The sequence below is a fragment of the Methylophaga sp. F7 genome (assembly GCF_056863975.1).
This window is the reverse complement of the sequence record NZ_CM166511.1, coordinates 2,382,097-2,401,536: the sequence shown is the minus strand read 5'-3', so window position 1 is coordinate 2,401,536 and position 19,440 is coordinate 2,382,097. Positions and strand designations below refer to the sequence as shown.

21 protein-coding genes are annotated in these 19,440 nt (G+C 46.7%); 3 read left to right on the top strand and 18 right to left on the bottom strand.

Going from position 1 to position 19,440, the window contains the following annotated elements; genetic code table 11:
• The 10 genes from flhB to AC08OG_RS11980 are packed head-to-tail and all read right to left on the bottom strand — an operon-like array spanning window position 1 to window position 5,789.
• The gene (gene flhB, locus AC08OG_RS12025; RefSeq protein ID WP_292353661.1) at window positions 1–1,140 is read right to left on the bottom strand and encodes a flagellar biosynthesis protein FlhB; all 1,140 of its coding nucleotides are present in this window, start codon (window positions 1,138–1,140) and stop codon (window positions 1–3) included.
• Window positions 1,133–1,780: a flagellar biosynthetic protein FliR gene (gene fliR, locus AC08OG_RS12020; RefSeq protein WP_482929613.1), complete on the bottom strand. Its 648-nt coding sequence runs from the start codon at window positions 1,778–1,780 to the stop codon at window positions 1,133–1,135. Before fliR ends, flhB begins: the two co-directional genes overlap by 8 nt.
• Window positions 1,707–1,913, bottom strand: a complete 207-nt coding sequence (locus AC08OG_RS12015; protein ID WP_482929612.1) for a flagellar biosynthetic protein FliR — start codon at window positions 1,911–1,913, stop codon at window positions 1,707–1,709. Before AC08OG_RS12015 ends, fliR begins: the two co-directional genes overlap by 74 nt.
• A 2-nt stretch (window positions 1,914–1,915) precedes the next feature.
• Window positions 1,916–2,185 carry a flagellar biosynthesis protein FliQ gene (gene fliQ, locus AC08OG_RS12010; protein ID WP_014708077.1) on the bottom strand — a complete coding sequence of 90 codons (270 nt, stop codon included), beginning with the start codon at window positions 2,183–2,185 and terminating at the stop codon, window positions 1,916–1,918.
• 2 nt (window positions 2,186–2,187) lie between these two features.
• Complete coding sequence (gene fliP, locus AC08OG_RS12005) at window positions 2,188–2,925, bottom strand: flagellar type III secretion system pore protein FliP (RefSeq protein ID WP_292353663.1); 738 nt, start codon at window positions 2,923–2,925, stop codon at window positions 2,188–2,190.
• On the bottom strand, window positions 2,925–3,347 hold the full coding sequence (gene fliO / locus AC08OG_RS12000; RefSeq protein WP_482929611.1) for a flagellar biosynthetic protein FliO: 423 nt from the start codon (window positions 3,345–3,347) through the stop codon (window positions 2,925–2,927). The genes fliP and fliO overlap by 1 nt, the downstream gene beginning before the upstream one ends.
• Window positions 3,344–3,802, bottom strand: coding sequence for a flagellar motor switch protein FliN (gene fliN, locus AC08OG_RS11995; protein ID WP_292353665.1), 459 nt, complete (start codon window positions 3,800–3,802; stop codon window positions 3,344–3,346). The genes fliO and fliN overlap by 4 nt, the downstream gene beginning before the upstream one ends.
• Entirely contained in the window at window positions 3,795–4,820 is a 1,026-nt protein-coding gene (fliM, locus tag AC08OG_RS11990; RefSeq protein WP_292353666.1) for a flagellar motor switch protein FliM, read from the bottom strand. The genes fliN and fliM overlap by 8 nt, the downstream gene beginning before the upstream one ends.
• Window positions 4,821–4,822: 2 nt before the next feature.
• On the bottom strand, window positions 4,823–5,332 hold the full coding sequence (locus AC08OG_RS11985; RefSeq protein WP_482929610.1) for a flagellar basal body-associated FliL family protein: 510 nt from the start codon (window positions 5,330–5,332) through the stop codon (window positions 4,823–4,825).
• 49 nt (window positions 5,333–5,381) lie between these two features.
• A complete protein-coding gene (locus AC08OG_RS11980; RefSeq protein WP_292353668.1) occupies window positions 5,382–5,789 on the bottom strand; it encodes a flagellar basal body-associated FliL family protein in 408 nt (135 codons plus the stop codon).
• A gap of 85 nt (window positions 5,790–5,874) precedes the next feature.
• Here AC08OG_RS11980 and asd point away from each other — a divergent pair, with 85 nt between their 5' ends.
• On the top strand, window positions 5,875–6,765 hold the full coding sequence (asd, locus tag AC08OG_RS11975) for an archaetidylserine decarboxylase (protein WP_482929609.1): 891 nt from the start codon (window positions 5,875–5,877) through the stop codon (window positions 6,763–6,765).
• A gap of 59 nt (window positions 6,766–6,824) precedes the next feature.
• On the opposite strand, the gene zwf is transcribed toward asd, so the two are convergent.
• A complete protein-coding gene (gene zwf, locus AC08OG_RS11970; protein WP_482929608.1) occupies window positions 6,825–8,294 on the bottom strand; it encodes a glucose-6-phosphate dehydrogenase in 1,470 nt (489 codons plus the stop codon).
• 78 nt (window positions 8,295–8,372) lie between these two features.
• On the opposite strand from zwf, the gene glgA reads away from it, so the two are divergent.
• On the top strand, window positions 8,373–9,839 hold the full coding sequence (glgA, locus tag AC08OG_RS11965; protein ID WP_482929607.1) for a glycogen synthase GlgA: 1,467 nt from the start codon (window positions 8,373–8,375) through the stop codon (window positions 9,837–9,839).
• On the top strand, window positions 9,836–12,679 hold the full coding sequence (gene ppc / locus AC08OG_RS11960) for a phosphoenolpyruvate carboxylase (RefSeq protein ID WP_482929606.1): 2,844 nt from the start codon (window positions 9,836–9,838) through the stop codon (window positions 12,677–12,679). Before glgA ends, ppc begins: the two co-directional genes overlap by 4 nt.
• Here the strand turns inward: ppc and AC08OG_RS11955 are convergent.
• The 7 genes from AC08OG_RS11955 to trxA form a co-directional block, all read right to left on the bottom strand.
• The gene (locus tag AC08OG_RS11955; RefSeq protein ID WP_482929605.1) at window positions 12,676–13,896 is read right to left on the bottom strand and encodes a DEAD/DEAH box helicase; all 1,221 of its coding nucleotides are present in this window, start codon (window positions 13,894–13,896) and stop codon (window positions 12,676–12,678) included. The two genes, ppc and AC08OG_RS11955, sit on opposite strands and share 4 nt — an antisense overlap.
• Before the next feature lie 106 nt (window positions 13,897–14,002).
• Entirely contained in the window at window positions 14,003–14,875 is an 873-nt protein-coding gene (locus AC08OG_RS11950) for an EamA family transporter (protein ID WP_482929604.1), read from the bottom strand.
• Window positions 14,875–15,408, bottom strand: coding sequence for a DUF411 domain-containing protein (locus tag AC08OG_RS11945; RefSeq protein ID WP_482929603.1), 534 nt, complete (start codon window positions 15,406–15,408; stop codon window positions 14,875–14,877). Before AC08OG_RS11945 ends, AC08OG_RS11950 begins: the two co-directional genes overlap by 1 nt.
• On the bottom strand, window positions 15,395–15,646 hold the full coding sequence (locus AC08OG_RS11940; RefSeq protein ID WP_292353676.1) for a hypothetical protein: 252 nt from the start codon (window positions 15,644–15,646) through the stop codon (window positions 15,395–15,397). The genes AC08OG_RS11945 and AC08OG_RS11940 overlap by 14 nt, the downstream gene beginning before the upstream one ends.
• Window positions 15,647–15,648: 2 nt before the next feature.
• Entirely contained in the window at window positions 15,649–16,746 is a 1,098-nt protein-coding gene (locus AC08OG_RS11935; RefSeq protein ID WP_482929602.1) for a TRAP transporter substrate-binding protein, read from the bottom strand.
• A gap of 15 nt (window positions 16,747–16,761) precedes the next feature.
• A complete protein-coding gene (gene uvrD / locus AC08OG_RS11930; protein ID WP_482929601.1) occupies window positions 16,762–18,924 on the bottom strand; it encodes a DNA helicase II in 2,163 nt (720 codons plus the stop codon).
• 130 nt (window positions 18,925–19,054) lie between these two features.
• Window positions 19,055–19,381, bottom strand: coding sequence for a thioredoxin TrxA (gene trxA / locus AC08OG_RS11925; protein ID WP_014708059.1), 327 nt, complete (start codon window positions 19,379–19,381; stop codon window positions 19,055–19,057).
• Window positions 19,382–19,440 lie beyond the last annotated feature (59 nt).

Here is a 19,440-nt window from a genome sequence, read left to right as displayed (position 1 = left end):
CTACTCATCTCGTTTAAATTCATCCGGTATTGGCAAGTCTTCTGTATTGAGATTTGGCTTGTTACCGCCCGTATTTTTATAACGTCTCAATTGGAAGACAAACGCCAATATCTGGGCTACTGCAATATATAGACCAGATGGAATTTCCTGACCGATTTCCGTGCTGTAATAGACGGCTCGGGTCAGTGGAGGAGCAGAGATAATGGGCACTTCGTGGTGATCGGCGACCATTCTGATTTGTTGCGCCATCAGATCGGTGCCTTTAGCCAGGACAATTGGAGCGCCAGATTTAGATTGGTCGTAACGTAAAGCAACCGCGTAGTGTGTTGGGTTGGTAATGATAACGTCGGCTTCGGGCACATCCTGCATCATCCGTTGTTGAGATAACTGGAGTTGCATCCTGCGAATCCGCCCTTTGACTTCCGGGCTACCTTCGGTTTCTTTATTTTCGTCTTTAAGTTCCTGTTTTGTCATGCGTAATTGTTTAGTGTGATTCCATAGCTGGAAAGGCACATCAATCAACGCAATCAAAATCAGGCTGGCACAAATTGCTAAAAATCCCCAGAGGACAATGAACCCCAGCTCTGTCATTGCCACTTCAACTTCCTGCCGTCCCAGTGTCAATAATCGGTCACGCAGACTCCACAGAATTAAGGTGCCTATGCTGCCCACCAGTAAAAACTTGCCTAGCGCTTTGCCAAGTTCAACCAGACCCTGAGGGCCAAAAATACGCTTAAGACCGCGAAGCGGACTCATCTTTTCCGGTTTGACGCCCATGGCCTGCGTGGAGAAATTCCAGCCGCCAATCAATGCCGGAGCTGCTAATGCCGCTATCAGCGTAATTGCCAGAAAACTACCGACATCAACAGCCATGATTTTCAAGGCGACAATCAGCTGCTGCGCCATCATATGCGGGTCCATGATCAACTTGCGGTTCAGCGAAAAGGATTGGGTCATTACCTCGCCGAGACTGCTGACCAGATTTCCACCTACAAACAGCATCGCCACCGCACTGGAAATCAATACCACTACTGTGCTTAATTCCTGGGATCGGGGGACCTGACCCTTCTCCCGTGCTTCATCAAGACGTTTACCCGAGGGGTCTTCGGTGCGTTCCTGACCGCTATCCTGATCAGCCATTGTTCACTACCAGCATTCGTGTCATTTGCAGCATTTGATCCGAAAAGTTAACCAGATGATTGCCGACCGCGGGCAGGGTGATATAAATGATGACAAAGCCCAAGCCGATGGTAAGCGGAAAACCGATCGAAAATGGGCTGATTTGTGGGGCAGCACGAGACAAAATACCAAACGCCAGATTGACCATCATTAAAGAGCCAATTGCAGGTAAGGCAATAATAACACCGGCTGCATACATCCAGCTGGCCAGCCCGGCGATATCACGAAAACTTTCCACTGAAATACCGCCGGCACCCATTGGCAAGGTGATAAAGCTTTCTGCCATCACCTGGATCAATACTAAATGCCCATTAATACTGAGAAACATCAGGGTAATGAAGATCAGATAAAATTGACTGATTACTGGCACCGTAGTGCCATTCTGAGGATCAACCATTGAGGCAAAACCAAGCCCCATCTGCATTGCAATAATCTGACCGGCGACGATGAAGGCATTAATCAATAGTTGCAACATAAATCCCATGCAGATACCAATCATCACTTCTTGAGCAATAAGCAGGATGCCTTCACCACTCAGCGGCGAGAATACCGGGGGGAGTATTGATGGTTGGAACCACCACGAAAGTGATGGCCAGAGCAATGATCAGTCTGGTTCGAACATTGACAAAATTGCTACTAAAAATCGGTGCCACCATCAGCATACCGCCAATGCGAAATAGCGGCAGCATATACGCCCCGAGCATCGCACTGATTTCTGCGATAGACAGATTCATCGCTAACCTATCAGGTAGGGAATGTTTTCAAACAGTCGAACCGTGTAATTGGTGACCAGACTGAGCATCCATGGGCCGGCTACCATCAATACCAAAATCGTTACCAGCAATTTGGGAATGAAACTTAACGTCTGTTCGTTGATAGAGGTAGCCGCCTGAAACATGCTCACGATTAAGCCGGCGATTAACGCTGGAATAAGTATCACAATAATCAGCAAAGTAATCACTTCAAGAGTTTGCTGCATAACGGTTAAGACGGTTTCAGGAGTCATCGCTAGATATAAAAGCTGGAAGCCAGCGTTCCCATTAATAATGCCCAGCCATCAATTAAAACAAATAACATCAGTTTAAAGGGCAGAGAGATCAGCATGGGTGACAACATCATCATCCCCATTGCCATCAAAACTGAAGCGACGACAAGATCAATAATCAAAAATGGTACGAAAATCAAAAAGCCAATTTGAAAAGCGGTTTTTAACTCGCTGGTCACAAAGGCTGGCAGCAACAGGCTGAAAGGTACATCTGCAGGACTTTCAATGGCGGAATAACCACCAATTTCAGCAAATAATTCGATATCACTCTCTCTGGTCTGCGCCAGCATAAATTCGCGAAAGGGTTGACTAACCTGTTCAATCGCTGCGGTTGCTTCGATATCGCCATCCATATATGGCTGAACGCCATTTTCATAGGCTGTACTGAAGACCGGAGACATGATAAAGAAAGTCAGAAACAGCGCCAGACCAATCATAATCTGATTGGAAGGCGTGGACTGCACACCCATTGCCTGCCGCAGAATCGCCAATACAATAATGATCCGGGTAAATGAGGTCATCATTAACAATGCTGCCGGTAACAGCGTCAACACTGTCATTAACGCCAGGATCTGCAAGGTCAGCGAATAACTTTGTGATCCATCTTCGCCAGTCGACAAGGTCAATGCAGGAATACCAGGCTCAGCTAAAACCAAGCCAGGCAACACTAGCAGTAACAAGAACAAACCAACGCTACGCATTATTTATGGCCTCGCTGCTGCATCATCTGTTTCAGCCGATCAGCAAATGACTCGCCCTCAGCGGGTGGGGAAATTTCACGAATGGGAAGTGGTTCGGATAGCGTATGCAAAGTGCTGATATGTTGCGCAGTAACACCAATTAAAAGCTGTTGTTCGCCCACTTGTATCAACACAGCTTTTTCCCGCGTACCTAAAGAGAGGGATCCTAAAACCTTTAATTGACCATTATGTGCTGCGTGAAAGAATTGACTGCGTTTAAGCATCCAGCCTAAAAACACAATTATCGCCAGCACCACAATCAAGCCAAAGATCGTTTGTAGCAATGTACTGGCATTGACTGGTGTGGAACTCATGGTTTCTGCGTTGACCAATAGTGGGAACAACGCAACAGAGTTCACCAAAATGACTTGCCAATATCTCATCGCAGTTTTTTAATCCGCTCTGCGGCGCTGATAACATCGGTCAGACGTATACCGAATTTGTCGTTAACCACCACTACCTCACCATGGGCAATCAAGGTGTCGTTAACCAATACGTCCATCGGTTCACCCGCCAGCCGATCCAGTTCAACCACTGAACCCTGACTTAATTGCAGTAAATTACGGATGCTGATTCGGGTACGGCCAATTTCCATCGAAATGGTCACCGGAATATCCAGAACCATGTCCATATCTACATCAGTACGTGGTTTACCTTCATCATCCAGTTTATTCAGTGGAGCAGGGCTGGGCCGGGCTGCTGATGACTCGGCATCGGCCTGCTCTTCAAGTGCTGCTGCCCAGTCATCCTGGCCGCTATCGTCATCGACCTGTTCTTCCAGTGCAGCCGCCCATTCGTCAGCCAGATCCTGATCGGATTGTTTTGTATCTTCACTCATGATTTTTAGCCTTTGTCATCTGGTAACTTGGTGTAGTGTCTTTGGGATGTTCAATAATTGAGGTGATTTTCAACGCCGCTTTTTCATTATGCTCACCATAGCTAGCACGGAATATCGGGATATTTTCCACCATTGTGGTCACCGTTTTGGGCATGCTGATAGGGATAATGTCGCCCACTTTTAATGAGCGAACTTGTTCCAGCGTCAGTTTCGTTTGCGCCAGTGTTGCCGAAACGGTGACATCCGCCAACATCAATTCTTCACGCATTGATTTGGCCCAGCGACCATCATCGGCAGAACGATCACTTTGCAGGCCGGTATCCAGTAACTCACGAATCGGTTCCAGCATCGAGTAGGGCAAGGTGATATGTAAATCTCCACCACCACCATCCAGTTCAATATGGAAGGTGGAAATAACCACTACTTCACTGGGACTGACAATGTTGGCAAACTGAGGATTGACTTCATGGCTGACGAATTCAAATTTTACTGGCATAACTGGTGACCAGGCTTCAGTCAAATCGGTAAAGCACAAATTCAACACCATCCGTATCACCCGTAACTCGGTGGCAGTGAACTCCCGGCCTTCTATACGAGCCTGAAACCGGCCTTCACCACCAAAATAATTATCCAGAATGGTAAACACTAATTTGGGTTCAAAGACGATAAGTCCAGTGCCACGTAATGGTTGTAGCTGAATCAGATTCAGACTGGTCGGAACAAACAATGTATGAACATACTCAGAGAACTTCATCACCTGAACGCCACCCACTGAAATCTCAGCGGAGCGGCGCAGCATATTAAACAGATTAATTCGTAAATAGCGGGCGAAACGTTCGTTGATCATTTCCAGCGTCGGCATCCGACCACGAATAATGCGTTCTTCGTTACCGAAGTCATAACGCCGTGGTTTGCCGAACTCATCCAGTTCAGGTTTATTCTGCTGGATATCGTCACCGCCAAGACCATTTAGCAGTGCATCGACTTCATCCTGTGACAATATATCGTGAACGGCCATATCTATTGCATTACCAAACTGGTGAAATAAACGGCTTCAAGCCCGGCGACATCACTATTCTGCTGTTTAAGGAAACTATTAATGGTTTCCAGCGATGCCTGCTGTAAAGCCTTTGTGCCCTCAGTCGTACTGAGATCGTCATAATTTTGACTGTAAAACAACATCAGCAATTCATGAACCAGTGCGGGTTCATGTAAAGCAAACAGATCAATGGATGCCTGATCGCGCGCCATGACTTTCATTTTGATTTGCAGATAGCGGACCCGATCGTTGCTTTGCTCTGAGAAATTGACAATAAAGGGGGCGGTCACTTCATGATAAACCGGAGTAGCTTTCTGTACCTCTACCTCGGCATCCTCTGTCGACTCATCCGAAGCTGCATCTTTAGACAGCCACCAGTAAACACCTGCCCCTATGATAGATAACAGCACGACAATCCCAATAATCATGATGATTTTGGTTTTTTTGCTCATGCCTTGTTTGAGTTCGATATCTTTTTGTATTTCAGCCATGTTGTCTATGTCCTATCGATAAATTATTCAAAGCAAATACCGTGCCTGTTCATTGCCAGAGAAAGGTAGTGAAATACACTGCTTCAAGGTTGCTGTTACCTGTCTCTTCTTCAAAAATGGCTTTAATACGCTGATAAGCTTCTTCTTGGAGTTGGGTACGACCTTCCAGACTTTTTACTGAATCCATATTTTGCTCTGCAAATAGAATACGCAGCGTGTCCTGAATCATTGGTAGGTTACTTTCTGCACTGGCCAGGATGGCTGGATCTTCTGACTTTAACGCTACCTTGATTTGCAGATAACGTGCCTGATCATCACTTTGCCGCAAAAAATTAATGGTAAAGGGCTCTTCAATAACGTAATACAATGGTTGATTCGGCTGGCCACCTCCCGCATAACATACATAGCTGGTAAAACTGAGCAATGTGATTATTAATGCGTTCAGCAGATTTTTCATGACTTGGTATACTCCTTTGCGGAATGAGCTGGTGATATCAGCAACTGATTATGACAAGCTTAGGTAATGCGTGAAAGGGGGCAATTTGTCTAATAATGAACTAAAGCAAAATCAGGTGCCGAGAGCGAGCAAAAAAGATTTCTGGCTGACCCTGCCACAATACTGTCTGCCACAACACTTATTATCACTGCTGATGCACCGAATTTGTCGATTAACCACACCCTGGTTTAAGAATCGCATAATCTCAATTATTATTCGCCAGTATAAGGTGGATATGTCGGAAGCGGTAAATCCAGATATTAATTCCTATCAGCATTTCAATGCTTTTTTTACCCGCAAAATTAAACCCCAAACCAGACCAGTCGCATTGGGGAGTGACGTAGTTGTCTCTCCGGTAGATGGTTGTTTAAGCCAGTTGGGCTTTATCGAACAAGGCAGAATTGTACAGGCCAAGGGCCATGATTATTCAACGCTCGAACTATTAGGTGGCGATTCAGCAGTAGCGGAAAAGTTTGATGGGGGACAATTTGCGACAATTTATCTGTCACCACGTGATTACCATAGAATCCATATGCCTGTTTCAGGAAGTCTGACCCGAATGCGCTATATACCGGGGAAATTATTTTCGGTTAATCCACTTACCGTTCGCGGTGTACCGAGATTGTTTGCCCGCAACGAGCGCGTGGTCACAATTTTTCAGACCGACTTTGGACCTGTGGCGCTTATTCTGGTTGGCGCTATTTTTGTTGGCAGTATGGAAACAGTGTGGCATGAAGGCGAGATTACGCCACCATACACCAAAGGTATTCTGGACTGGCACTATACCGATGCCCATATTCGTCTGAATAAAGGTGAGGAGATGGGGCGTTTCAACATGGGGTCGACGGTGGTTTTATTATTACCACCTGGCGCGCCAACCTGGACAGATAACTGGAAAGCCGAGATGAAGATAAAACTGGGTCAGGCCCTGACCTGAAGTATCTAGATAATCAAACGCAAAAAAACCGGACATTGTCCGGTTTTTTTGTTTGCTATCTAGACATTGTTACGCCAGGCGTGACAACTGTTGTCCTTTAATTGCTCCACTTCTTCCGGACCCCAGGTACCCGCTTTATAGGTGTGGATGAAATCTTTTTCTTCAGACCATTTCTCCAGGATCGGATCAACCGCTTTCCAGGCCAGATTGACTTCATCAGCACGCAGGAATAAAGAACGATCACCTTGGATAGCATCCAGTATTAATGCTTCATAAGCATCAAGCTTGTGCTTGTTGTCATCCGACTCCATTGTTTCCAGACCAACGGTATGCGCTTTCATTTCCAACCCGGGTTGTTTGGCCTGTAGTTCAATACGCAACGTATTGTCAGGTTGCAGACCCATGACGATCCAGTTGGCATGACTTTCACCTACTTTGGTGTCTTTGAATAATTCCAAAGGCGGTTTTTTAAAGCGAATGGCAATCATCGCTTTTGATTCCGGCATGCATTTACCGGTGCGCAGATAGAAAGGCACACCATGCCAGCGCCAGTTATCAATATAGACTTTCATCGCGGCATACGTTTCGGTCACACTGCCTGCAGGTGCATCATCTTCTTCCAGATAACCTTTGACCGGTTTGCCGTTGATTTCACCTGCCGCATATTGGCCACGGAAAGCATGTTGATCAACGATGTCTTTAGTGATTGGACGAATTGATTTGAGAACTTTTACTTTTTCATCGCGTAATGATTCATCATCCATGTCTGCAGGTGGTTCCATTGCGACCAATGCCATCACTTGCAATAAGTGACTTTGAATCATGTCACGTAAAGCGCCCGAACCATCATAGTAGCCAGCACGGCCACCAACACCTTGTTGTTCGGCATGGGTGATCTGTACGTGATCAATGTATTTGTGATTCCACAAGGGTTCTAACAACAAATTGGCAAAGCGGAAAACAAAGATATTCTGAACCGTGCCTTTACCCAGGTAATGATCGATACGGTAAGTCTGTTCTTCGGTGAAGTTTTTGCGCAGAATGCGTTCCAGTTCAGCGGCACTTTTCTGATCGTAACCAAAGGGTTTTTCGACCACCAGATGACGCCAGCCATCAGTTTCCTGATTCAACCCAACGGCAGAAAGCTGATCGCCCACTACGCTGAATAGAGAAGGACTGATGGAGAGGTAAAAAACGATATTTTGAGAGAAACCATTTTCCGGCGTGGTGATCAGTTTTTTCAATTCGTGATAGCTGAATGCTTCGTTGATATCACATTTGAAATAATGCACTTTCTTCAGAAAAGTTTGCAGTAATTCGTTATCGATGCCACCACGAACTCTGGGAGTAACGTATTCTGTTACCAGCTCCTGCCACTCTTCCTGGGTGCTTTCTTTGCGTCCCATACAAATGATGCGGGTGTCGTCGGTTAAACGATTTTCCGCTTGTAAATGATACAAGGCGGGCAGCAGTTTTTTCTGGGACAGATCGCCGGTGGCGCCGAAAATAACAATAGTACAAGGTTGCATGGTTTCTCCCGTTACAAGGCTGTGACTATGCCTTTGAGCGTATATAATTGAGTAATTGTACAATTTTGGGAGAGCATAGTGCGAAAAATTCTGTTTGCAAGTAGTGAAGTGCATCCGCTGATAAAAACCGGTGGCTTAGCGGATGTCTCAGCCAGTCTGCCATTGGCCCTTTCACAGATGCAGCAGGATATTCGTATTATCATGCCGGCATATCGTGCCACACTGCAGCAATTAGGCGAATGTCCGCTGATTGCCACAGTAAAACTGGAGGGCTATCATCAGCCCATCCAGCTTCTGCAAGCACAATTACCGGATAGTGATGTTGTCGTGTTGCTGGTGGATTCTCCTGAGCATTTTGATCGGGATGGCGGACCTTATTGCGATACACAAGGGGCAGACTGGGCGGATAATGCGGCACGTTTTGCGTTATTTTGCCGCGCTGTTGTAGCGGTAGCCACCAATCATGCTGGGTTAGACTGGCAACCCGATGTAGTGCATTGTAATGACTGGCAGACCGGTCTGATTCCGGCGTTACTCAGCCTGGAAAAGACTCGCCCGGCTACTGTTTTCACCATTCATAACATGGCCTACCAAGGGTTGTTTTCCCGTGAAGTATTTGAGGTGCTCGATTTGCCTGATGCGTTATGGCAGATCGAGGGCATTGAATTTTACGGCATGATGTCCTTTATGAAAGGTGGCCTGGTTTATGCCGACCACATCACCAGCGTCAGCCCCACCTATGCGCAGGAAATCTGTCATTACGAATACGGTTATGGCCTGGAAGGTTTACTGGCCTTGCGTTCAGAACAATCACGACTCAGTGGTATCGTGAATGGTATTGATACTCAGGAATGGAATCCGCAAACCGATAAGTTCATCAGTCACCACTACAGTATTAAAAACCTGCGACCCAAATTGCTCAATAAAAAAGCATTGCAGCAGCATTTCTTTCTTCCCGAATCAGCCGACACATTGATGTTTGGCATGATCAGTCGGCTGGTGTCGCAAAAAGGTGTGGATCTCACGATTGATGCGATTCATCGTCTACTGGCAGAAGGCAAAGATGTCCAATTGGTTTGTTTGGGAAGTGGCGAAGCCGGATTTGAACAGGATTTGCGTGTTTTACGTGCCAGATTTCCTGATAAAGTGGGCATCCAATTTGGTTATGATGAAGCATTGGCGCATAAAATCGAGGCGGGTGTTGATGCGTTTTTGATGCCATCACGATTTGAACCCTGTGGTTTGAACCAAATGTATAGTCTGCGCTATGGCACGTTACCTGTCGTCAGAAATACCGGTGGCCTGGCCGACACAGTAGTCGATGCGAACGAAGAAAATCGTAAACAGATGTTGGCAACAGGCTTTAAATTTACCAAGCCCACCGTCGAGGATTTGTACAATACTCTGTTAACGGTGAATGAATTATTTTCACATCCCCGGTTATGGCGACGGATGATGCTGACTGCAATGGTGCAGGATTTTAGTTGGATAAATAGCGCGCAAGCCTATTTGCACCTTTATCAGCAATTAGTGGATAACTCATGACAACACGGCAAGTTGATTTCAGTAGCGCTGTGGCGCTTGATTTACTTACGGACAAAGATTTACGTTCACACGTCCGTTTTTTGGTGAATTTATTGGGCGAAGTTATCGCTGAACAGTCCGGGCCTGAGGTTTATCAGGTGATTGAGCAGTTACGCAAAGGATTTATCCGACTGCGTAAGGAAGATGATGTTGAGCTGCGTCAAACTCTCAAGGATAAAATTGAATCGTTGGATGAACTGACCTTACGTGAAGTTATCCGCGCTTTTAATCTGTATTTCAGTCTGGTCAACACGGCTGAAGAAGCCTATCACCACCACAATCGACAAATTCAACTGCGAAACGGTGGAAATCTCTGGCATGGTTCGTTTCTGGATACACTGACTCAGTTCAAAAATGAAGGTGTATCAATCAAACAGCTACAGGATTTGCTGGAAAAACTGGTTTTTATGCCGGTGTTTACCGCCCATCCAACCGAGTCTAAACGACGCACCGTGATGGAAATCTTACGTCGCGTGTTTTTGCTTGATGAGAAACTTACTGAAGGTCTGATAACATCGTTTGATCAACAGCAGATTCGTAACCAATTGAAACGTCAAATCCAGCTGCTCTGGTCAACTGATGAAGTAAGAGCGGTTAAACCATCAGTTCGCGATGAAATCAAAAACGGATTGTATTATTTCAATGTCAGTCTGTTTGATGCAGTGCCACGCAGTTATCGTAACCTGGAGAATGCTCTTCGTCGGGTTTATGGTGATGAACTGGATCCGGAAACACCAATTGTGGTGCCAGATTATTTACGTTTTGGCTCATGGATTGGTGGGGACCGTGATGGCAATCCCTTTGTCACTGCGCAAACAACGGAAATGGCGATAGCGCTGCAAAAGCGCACGGTAATTCGACGTTATCTGGAAGATGTCACTAAACTCAGTTTTATTCTGACGCAGACGCAGCCACTCTGCGAGATCAATGCTGATTTGGCTACCGATATCGAACTGAGCGAACAACGTTTTGCCGGAGCCTTTTCAACCAATCCGCAACGGTTTATTAATGAGCCTTACCGTCGCAAGCTTTATATGATGCGCTATCGGCTCAAAGATAATCTGGCTGTTCTGGAAGAATTCTTTCGCCCGGATCTGCAAATTGAAAGTCTCGGTGTGGCCTATCATAACGAAGATGAGTTTCTGGCGGATTTGTACCTGATACATAAATCACTGGTGGATAATGGCGATATCGCGATAGCTGCCGCTGAACTCACCGATCTGATTCGGCTGGTCAAAACCTTTGGGTTTTATCTTTATAATCTCGATATTCGTCAGGAATCATCAAAGCATACTGATGCGGTGGGCGAGATATTAGCGCTCACTGGCCTCAATCGCCATTATCTGCAAATGGATGAAGCAGAGCGCCAGACGTTGTTATCGGATTTACTGTCGGCCCCCAGATTGCCAGAAATATACGGCGATTTGCAGCCAGACTCTCTGGAAATTCTCAATGTATTCAGATTAATCGCCCGACTGCGGGTAGAGGTCAGTGAAAAAGCATTTGGTAATTATGTGATTTCCATGACCCATCAGGCCAGTCATATTCTGGAAGTAATGCTGCTGGCCAGATTTGCCGATTTAATTGGTCAGGATGAACATGGCTGGTTTTGCCATATCCGGGTAGCACCATTATTCGAAACCATTGAGGATCTGGAGCATATCGAGCCGGTAATGTCTGCTTTGCTTGAGAACAGTCAGTACCGCACATTGCTTAGTGCTTCCGGCAATATGCAGGAAGTCATGCTTGGCTATTCGGATTCCTGTAAGGATGGTGGCATTCTGGCATCAGCATGGAATTTATACCAGGCGCAGAAAACCGTCAGTCGACTTTCAGAACAATATGCTATCGGTTGCCGAATGTTTCATGGCCGTGGTGGCACCATCGGCCGTGGTGGTGGCCCGACGCATGATGCCATATTGGCTCAACCGGTCGATACCGTGCACGGTCAGATTAAGTTTACCGAGCAAGGAGAAGTGCTGTCATTTAAATACGGTAATACGGAAACTGCGGCCTATGAGTTAGGTATGGGGGTCTCTGCATTAATTAAAGCCAGTAGGGGACTGGTAACCGATTCAGCTCAGGAAAAGCCCGAATACCTTTCGATCATGCATCAACTGGCACAGTTGGGTGAACAGCAATATCGACAATTGACCGAGCAGACTCCCGGCTTTCTCGACTATTTCTATGAAGCCTGCCCAATCAGTGAAATCGGTTTGATGAATATTGGCTCACGGCCTTCACATCGTAAGGTCGGCGATCGATCCAAGTCTTCGGTCAGAGCGATTGGGTGGGTGTTTGCCTGGGCGCAATCAAGACATACCTTGCCAGGCTGGTATGGGATTGGTAGTGCGATTGCCACGTGGATTTCTGGGGATCCTGAAAGACGTCAAATACTGCAAAAAATGTATTTTGAATGGCCGTTTTTCCGGGCAATGGTGAGTAATACCCAGATGTCACTTTCCAAGGCTGATATGGATATCGCGGCAGAATATGCTGATCTGTGTATCGATAAACAGCAGGCGCAACAGGTACTCTCTGTTATACGTAATGAATACCAGCAAACAGCCAGTCAATTATTACAGCTGACAGGGGCGGAGACGCTAATGGCCGAAAATCCCCAATTAGCCTTGTCTTTACGAAGAAGGCAGGCTTACCTGGATCCGCTGAATCATATCCAGTTACTGTTATTGAAACGTTATCGGCATGGCGATTACAGTGATGCGGAAACAGCCAAATGGCGCGATCCGTTGTTGCGCAGTATCAGCGCCATTTCACAGGGAATGCGTAATACCGGTTAATCGTCTTTGGCAGCACGATCCTTCTTGGGAATATAACGCGGTTTATCTTCCTTGCTTTTGGATCGTGCCTTGTTAGCCTTGGCCTTGGGCGCAAGCCCCTTCAATTTGCGGATGGGCAAGCTGTGGCCAAGGTGATATTCAATGCGTTCCAGATTTTTCAGATCGTGCGTTTCAACCAGATTAATCGCCGTGCCATGTTTATCTGCCCGACCGGTACGGCCAATACGATGAATATAGTTATCACCGCGAAACGGCAGATCGTAGTTAATGACATGGGTAATATCTGCTACATCCAGCCCCCTGGCAGCAACATCGGTGGCTACTGTGACCTTGATTTGACCGGCGCGGAATTTACGAATCCGTTCGCGGCGTACAGATTGATCAAAATCACCATGTAACAGCTGAGCGGAGATATTCTGTGACTGTAACCAGTCGCAAACTTCTTCAGCACGGATTTTTTTATTACAGAATACTAAGGCTCGTTGGCAGGCCGGTGCGTTGATAAATGCTAATAATAAAGCCTGTTTATGTTCACGGTTATCAGCCAGATAAACCTGCTGAGTAACATTCTCTGCCAGTTGATTGGCCGCATTAATATGAATTTCCTGCGGGTCGGTAAGCAGTTCGTCGGCAAAAATTCTGACACCACTGCCTGCCAAGGTTGCCGAGAACAGTCCAGCCTGGAATTTTGATTTAATAGCGGCGAGCGCCATCAGCACATCAGGACCCTGACCCATATCGAGCATGCGATCGGCTTCGTCAATAATGACCAGTTCAACTGCTGATAAATCGACTGATTCATCATTTACCAGACTTAAAAGACGACCGGGCGTAGCGATAATAATGTCGCATTGAGCAGTAGCGTGTTGCACCTGCGCCCAAGGCGAGGCACCGCCGGTCAACATGGCGATGGTCGGTTTAAAGGCTTTACCGAGTTGATGAAACACATGCTGGATCTGAAATGCCAGTTCGCGGGTGGGAGCGAGGATCAGAATACGAGCCTGATCGTGCTTATGGCGTTCATCATTGAGGCGTTGCAAAATTGGCAGGATAAAGGCCGCCGTTTTCCCGGTACCGGTAGCGGCACAGGCCAATACGTCCTGACCGGCCAATAATGCCGGGATCGCCAGTTGCTGGACCTCAGTCGGTTTTTCAAAACCACTGTCGCGCACAGCGGCAATCAATTCATCATCAAGGAATAGATCGTCAAAAGTCATGGTGTTTATCTTATCAGTCGAAAGCGCCTGTGGGATCACAACAGGCATAGAAGTGGCGGGCAATATAACACAATATTGCTGCTAAGCCTGATGTGGTTGTTTTACTTCAGGTAGTCAAAACCAGCAAACAGCCAGCAATCATGACTGCGCAAGCCGCTAATCGGCGAAGAATATGTTTTTCATGAAAAATGCGGTAGCCGAGAAACACCTGCAATACCATACTGAGTTGGAATAACGCCAGCGAATAGGCCACCAGTAATTGCGAAAAAATCAGCATAGTGGTGTATTGCATCAAAAAAATAAAACCGCCCAGCCAGAGAAAATGACTGCGGTGTTGTCTGGCTGCTTGCCAATCCATTTCCCAGCGTTTGCCACCAAACCAGTAATACAGACCAATCGATAATGGCAGGCCAAATAAACACCAATAGACTGTGGTTGCCAGTGCACCGCCACTCAATACGGCATTTTTAAGTGGCAGGGTGCCAATTGAAAATAACAGTATGGATAAAAACCGATATTGCACTCCGCGTTGCATGAATAATTGCGATAGTCGGTTTGCAGATGGAGTTGTGGCCGGAGGGAATAACAAAAAACTGCCAAGCAAAATGATTATAACCCCGCTGAGCCCCTGCATACTGGGCACTTCGCCCAGAAAGATCAGCGCAAGAATCATCGAAAATACAACTTTATACGCGTTCAGTGGGCCGAAAACCGATAAATCAGTTTTGGATAAAGACAACACCAGAAATAAAGTGCCCGCCATATCCAGCAGAGCAGCCAGCAGAATATTGATCCAGAAGCGATGATCAATGGCACTGTGTTCCACCAATAGTATTAAAGGCAGACTAATGCAGGCCAGAACGAGATAGGAAAGCATCACGATAAACAGTGAATGCAGACCTTTGTGAGTGAACTGTTTTTGAAAAACGTTAGCCGCGGCGGAGGAAAATATCCTCCCTAGGACGATCAGTAACTCCATTACTCAGCAGAGTTTAATGGCAGATAATTATTTTCAGCATTGGTTTGATAAGCATTAAACATCTGGTAGTTGGCGTCCGGATCAAAACTGAAGACGATAAAATGATCCTTGCGTGAGCCCATTTCCATGCCTGGTGTACCGACCGGCATCTGCGGAACCGACAAACCTTTGATATGAGCAGGTTTATCGATCAGTAATTGTCTAATATCATCAGCCGGCACATGGCCTTCGATCACAAAATCATTAATAACGGCGGTATGACAGGAAGCCATATTGTTGGGCACACCAAGTTTTTGTTTAATTGTCGCCATATCATTACGGATCTTATCAATCACTTCGAATTGATGTTTTTCGAGATGCTCAATCCATTTATGGCAGCACTGACAATTGGCGTCACGATATACAGTAATCGTTTGTGGCTGTTCAAGTTGCAGACGAGCCTGATCCCATTCGCTGGCGTGGAGAGTAGATGCTAAAGCCAGACTCAGCAGTAAAGTCAGGCCGAAATTTACCATTTTATTAAGGGCACTCAATCATAATCTCCTGATCCTGGCTGTTTTTCTCGACATACTCCAAAGCCCACAATGTCGACTTATTATTTTCAACATCAATCATCTGCGGCAACTCGACACAATCGATTCCATGGTTTTTAAAGTGATCGATTTCAGTTTCTGTCAGCAACTGCGGGTTATGCCAGATGGCTGAAATATCATCACTGATTTCAGCCTGAAAAGCTTCCAGACCCTCACGAGTAAAAATAATAAGTACCATGATTATGGGATATCCAAATAGGCTTTTTCAGAGATAGTCGCCCAATCTTCATCCTGTTCACGAAAGTTTTTATAGGCTTGATGAACAGTATTGAATTTAGGATTTTCCGCGGCTTCTTCAGCCAGAGTCTGTTCAGTAATTTTTTTGAGCGTATTCAATACATCCGCTGGGAAGGGAACGATATTGATATCATCGCGCTGACGTAACTCTGCCAGTGCAGCCACATTCTTCTGTTCCATTTCGGAGGCCATTAACAAATTTTCTGCTTTGGCTGCATTTTCGATAATAGCTTGTAAATCAGGCGGCAATAAATCCCAGGCACGTTTATTAATACTGAGTTCCAGCACAGCACCTGGTTCCTGCCAGCCCGGATAATAATAAAATCTGGCTGCGCGATGCAGACCCAGACGTTGATCGTGGTAGGGCGCAATCCACTCAGTGGCGTCAATGGTATTGCGTTCCAGCGCGGTATAAACTTCACTGCCAGCAAGCAGAATGGGATTACCGCCGGCTTTGGCAAAAACTTTGCCCCCTAAGCCGGGGATACGCATTTTTAAGCCTTGCAAATCGGCCATCGAGTTGATTTCTTTATTAAACCACCCCCCCATTTGAATGCCGGTATTGCCTAACGGAAAAGGCACAATATTGTATGGCTCATAGACTTCACGCCATAAATCCAGGCCACCACCATGATATAACCAGGCATTCATGCCGCGTGGGGTCATGCCAAATGGCACGGTAGAGAAAAACTGCGCTTCTGGTACCTTACCCGCCCAGTAATAGGCACTACCGTGGCCCATTTCAACGGTTCCCTGAGAAACAGCGTCAAAAGTCTGCAAAGCCGGAATCAATTCACCACCGGCAAATACTTTAACCTTGAGGCGGCCATTGGACATGGCTTCAAGGTTGGCGGCAAAGCGTTCAGCCCCTTCCTGCAGCACCGGGAAACCCGGGGGCCAGGCGGTTACCATTTTCCAACGATAGATTTTACTGGTATCAATTTCTTCGTTAAACGGGCCAGTGTCATCAGGACCACAGGCGGAGAGTAAGCAGATGCTTACCAGCAATGCCAAGCGTCGTATAAATACGGATAAATGCATTATCGTTTTCCTGAATTACAAGGTTTCAAGTTTGGCATAGGCCAATACCAGCCATTTACTTCCGGCTTGTTTGAAATTCACATGAACACGAGCGTGACTGCCATTGCCTTCAGTGTCAATAATCACACCCTGACCAAATTTCTGATGCATCACCTGTTGCCCGGTTCTGAACCCGTTATCTTCAGCTGATTGTGATCGACTGGCAAGTGCCGTCAGACCAGATGCGGCCATATTTTGTGGAGAACGTACCTGATGAACTCGTTCAGCGGGAATTTCACTCAAAAAGCGCGAAGGGCGAGGATGCATTTCCTGCCCATACAAATAGCGTGATTCGGTATACAACAGATAGAGTGTTTTGCGTGCCCGGGTCATGCCGACATAACAAAGACGGCGCTCTTCGGCCAGTCGCAGCGGGTCATCAGCTGATTTCTGCCCCGGGAACAGGCCTTCTTCCATACCCACCATAAAGACGATGGGAAATTCCAGACCTTTGGCGGAATGCAGGGTCATTAACTGCACACAATCCTGCCATTGATCACCCTGGTTTTCGCCAGCTTCCAAAGCGGCGTGCGCAAGAAAAGCATCCAGTAACGGCATCTCTTCTTCATCGTCAGCGCGCATAAATTCACGACTGGCGTTAATCAGTTCGTCCATGTTTTCAATGCGACCCTGGCCCTTTTCGGTTTTGTCCTTGGCGAAATGGGTACGTAAACCGCTTTCGTCGATCACCAGTGCAGTCAGTTCATGTAATGACATGGTGTCATCTTCAGGTGTGAGTGAATCAATCAGCTCCAGAAAACTCGATAAGGCGTTGGCTGCTCTGGCAGGGAAAACTTTTTGTTGTAAGGTATCCACCGCAGATTGCCACATGGATTGATTGGTTTCCCGGGCATATTGGCGCAGCTGGGTTAACGTGGCTGCACCAATACCTCGGGTCGGCGTATTTACAATACGTTCAAAGGCAGCATCGTCACGACGATTACTGACCAATCGCAGATATGACAATACATCCTTGATTTCAGCGCGTTCAAAAAAGCGCAAACCACCATAAACCCGATAGGGTACAGCCGATTGCATCAAGGCTTCTTCAATGACCCGTGACTGAGCATTGGAACGATACAGCACGGCAACATCACTGCGTTGTCCACCCTGATTCATCCAGTTGCGTACTTCCTGCACCAGATAGGCGGCTTCATCGCGTTCGTTATAAGCGTTATAAAGCTGGATGGGTTCACCATCGGCATCCTCGGTCCACAGTTCCTTGCCAAGACGTTCACTGTTATTCGCGATAACCGCATTGGCTACGGCCAGAATATTGCCGGTGGAACGATAATTCTGCTCCAACCTAACAGTACTGGCGTCGGGATAATCTTTATGAAATTTCTGGATATTCTCAATTTTGGCGCCACGCCAGCCGTAAATTGACTGATCGTCGTCACCGACAATAAACAGATGTCCGGTCTGACCGGCCAGTACTCTTATCCAGGCATACTGAATGGTATTGGTATCCTGAAACTCATCGACCAGGATCTGCGAAAACCGTTGTTGATAATGCGACAGAATATCTGGACGTTTCAGCCACAATTCATGACTGCGCAGCAGTAACTCGCCAAAATCGACTACACCGGCACGTTCACAGGCCTGTTCATAGGCCAGATAAATCGTCAGCATGTTTTGTGAATACGGATCTTCCCCAGCTTGCAAATGCGCGGCACGAAGACCTTCGTCCTTTTGGCCGTTGATATACCATTGAGCCTGCTTGGGCGGCCATTGCGCTTCATCCAGAGACATGCCACGGATAATGCGTTTGATCATGCGCAATTGATCATCGCTGTCGAGGATCTGGAAACCTTGCGGCAGACCAGCCTCCTGCCAGTGCGAACGAAGTAAGCGATGCGCCAGACCATGGAATGTACCAACCCACATACCGCCAATAGGATAGCCGAGCATCTGTTCGATACGACCACGCATTTCTGCGGCAGCTTTATTGGTAAAAGTGACTGCAAGGATGTTTGCCGGTGATAAGGCTTCTGCCTGAATCAGCCAGGCAATTCGATGTACCAGAACACGTGTTTTACCACTTCCGGCACCAGCAAGAATTCGCGTATGCCCCAGCGGTGCAGCAACTGCTTCGCGTTGTGGTTTGTTCAGATCATCAAGTAGTTCAGATACATCCATTAGTTTCGTAACATTTCGGAGTGGTGGCCCGGAAAAGCATCAGCTCGAAATAATATGCGATGCAGTGGGTTAAGGCATCTATAGATACAACTATCCCCACAGATGGTGGGGATAGCATTGCATTATGGATTTAGATGTTGCTGTCGAGAAACGCAGCCAATTGTGATTTGGTCAAAGCGCCGACTTTTGTGGCTTCCACTTCACCATCTTTAAACAGCATCAATGTCGGGATACCACGAATACCATAACGAGGTGGGGTATCTGGATTTTCATCGATGTTCAGTTTGCAAACTTTTAATTTGCCTGCGTATTCAGCGCCAATTTCTTCCAGCACCGGCGCAATCATTTTGCATGGACCGCACCATTCAGCCCAGTAATCAACCAATACAGGCATATCAGACTGTAGAACCAGGCTGTCAAAGTCGCCATCGGTCACATTAGTGACGTTTTCGCTCATGTTTTATCTCCAGTGGTATCTAAAGTATTGGACCGCTATACTCGCAAGCCAACATTGAG

Excerpts from the sequence above, each read along its gene's own strand:
- flhB (WP_292353661.1), bottom strand. The coding sequence starts at position 1,140 with ATGGCTGATCAGGATAGCGGTCAGGAACGCACCGAAGACCCCTCGGGT.
- AC08OG_RS12015 (WP_482929612.1), bottom strand. The coding sequence starts at position 1,913 with ATGAATCTGTCTATCGCAGAAATCAGTGCGATGCTCGGGGCGTATATG.
- fliQ (WP_014708077.1), bottom strand. The coding sequence starts at position 2,185 with ATGACTCCTGAAACCGTCTTAACCGTTATGCAGCAAACTCTTGAAGTG.
- fliP (WP_292353663.1), bottom strand. The coding sequence starts at position 2,925 with ATGCGTAGCGTTGGTTTGTTCTTGTTACTGCTAGTGTTGCCTGGCTTG.
- fliO (WP_482929611.1), bottom strand. The coding sequence starts at position 3,347 with ATGAGATATTGGCAAGTCATTTTGGTGAACTCTGTTGCGTTGTTCCCA.
- fliN (WP_292353665.1), bottom strand. The coding sequence starts at position 3,802 with ATGAGTGAAGATACAAAACAATCCGATCAGGATCTGGCTGACGAATGG.
- fliM (WP_292353666.1), bottom strand. The coding sequence starts at position 4,820 with ATGGCCGTTCACGATATATTGTCACAGGATGAAGTCGATGCACTGCTA.
- AC08OG_RS11985 (WP_482929610.1), bottom strand. The coding sequence starts at position 5,332 with ATGGCTGAAATACAAAAAGATATCGAACTCAAACAAGGCATGAGCAAA.
- AC08OG_RS11980 (WP_292353668.1), bottom strand. The coding sequence starts at position 5,789 with ATGAAAAATCTGCTGAACGCATTAATAATCACATTGCTCAGTTTTACC.
- zwf (WP_482929608.1), bottom strand. The coding sequence starts at position 8,294 with ATGCAACCTTGTACTATTGTTATTTTCGGCGCCACCGGCGATCTGTCC.
- ppc (WP_482929606.1), top strand. The coding sequence starts at position 9,836 with ATGACAACACGGCAAGTTGATTTCAGTAGCGCTGTGGCGCTTGATTTA.
- AC08OG_RS11955 (WP_482929605.1), bottom strand. The coding sequence starts at position 13,896 with ATGACTTTTGACGATCTATTCCTTGATGATGAATTGATTGCCGCTGTG.
- AC08OG_RS11950 (WP_482929604.1), bottom strand. The coding sequence starts at position 14,875 with ATGGAGTTACTGATCGTCCTAGGGAGGATATTTTCCTCCGCCGCGGCT.
- AC08OG_RS11940 (WP_292353676.1), bottom strand. The coding sequence starts at position 15,646 with ATGGTACTTATTATTTTTACTCGTGAGGGTCTGGAAGCTTTTCAGGCT.
- AC08OG_RS11935 (WP_482929602.1), bottom strand. The coding sequence starts at position 16,746 with ATGCATTTATCCGTATTTATACGACGCTTGGCATTGCTGGTAAGCATC.
- uvrD (WP_482929601.1), bottom strand. The coding sequence starts at position 18,924 with ATGGATGTATCTGAACTACTTGATGATCTGAACAAACCACAACGCGAA.
- trxA (WP_014708059.1), bottom strand. The coding sequence starts at position 19,381 with ATGAGCGAAAACGTCACTAATGTGACCGATGGCGACTTTGACAGCCTG.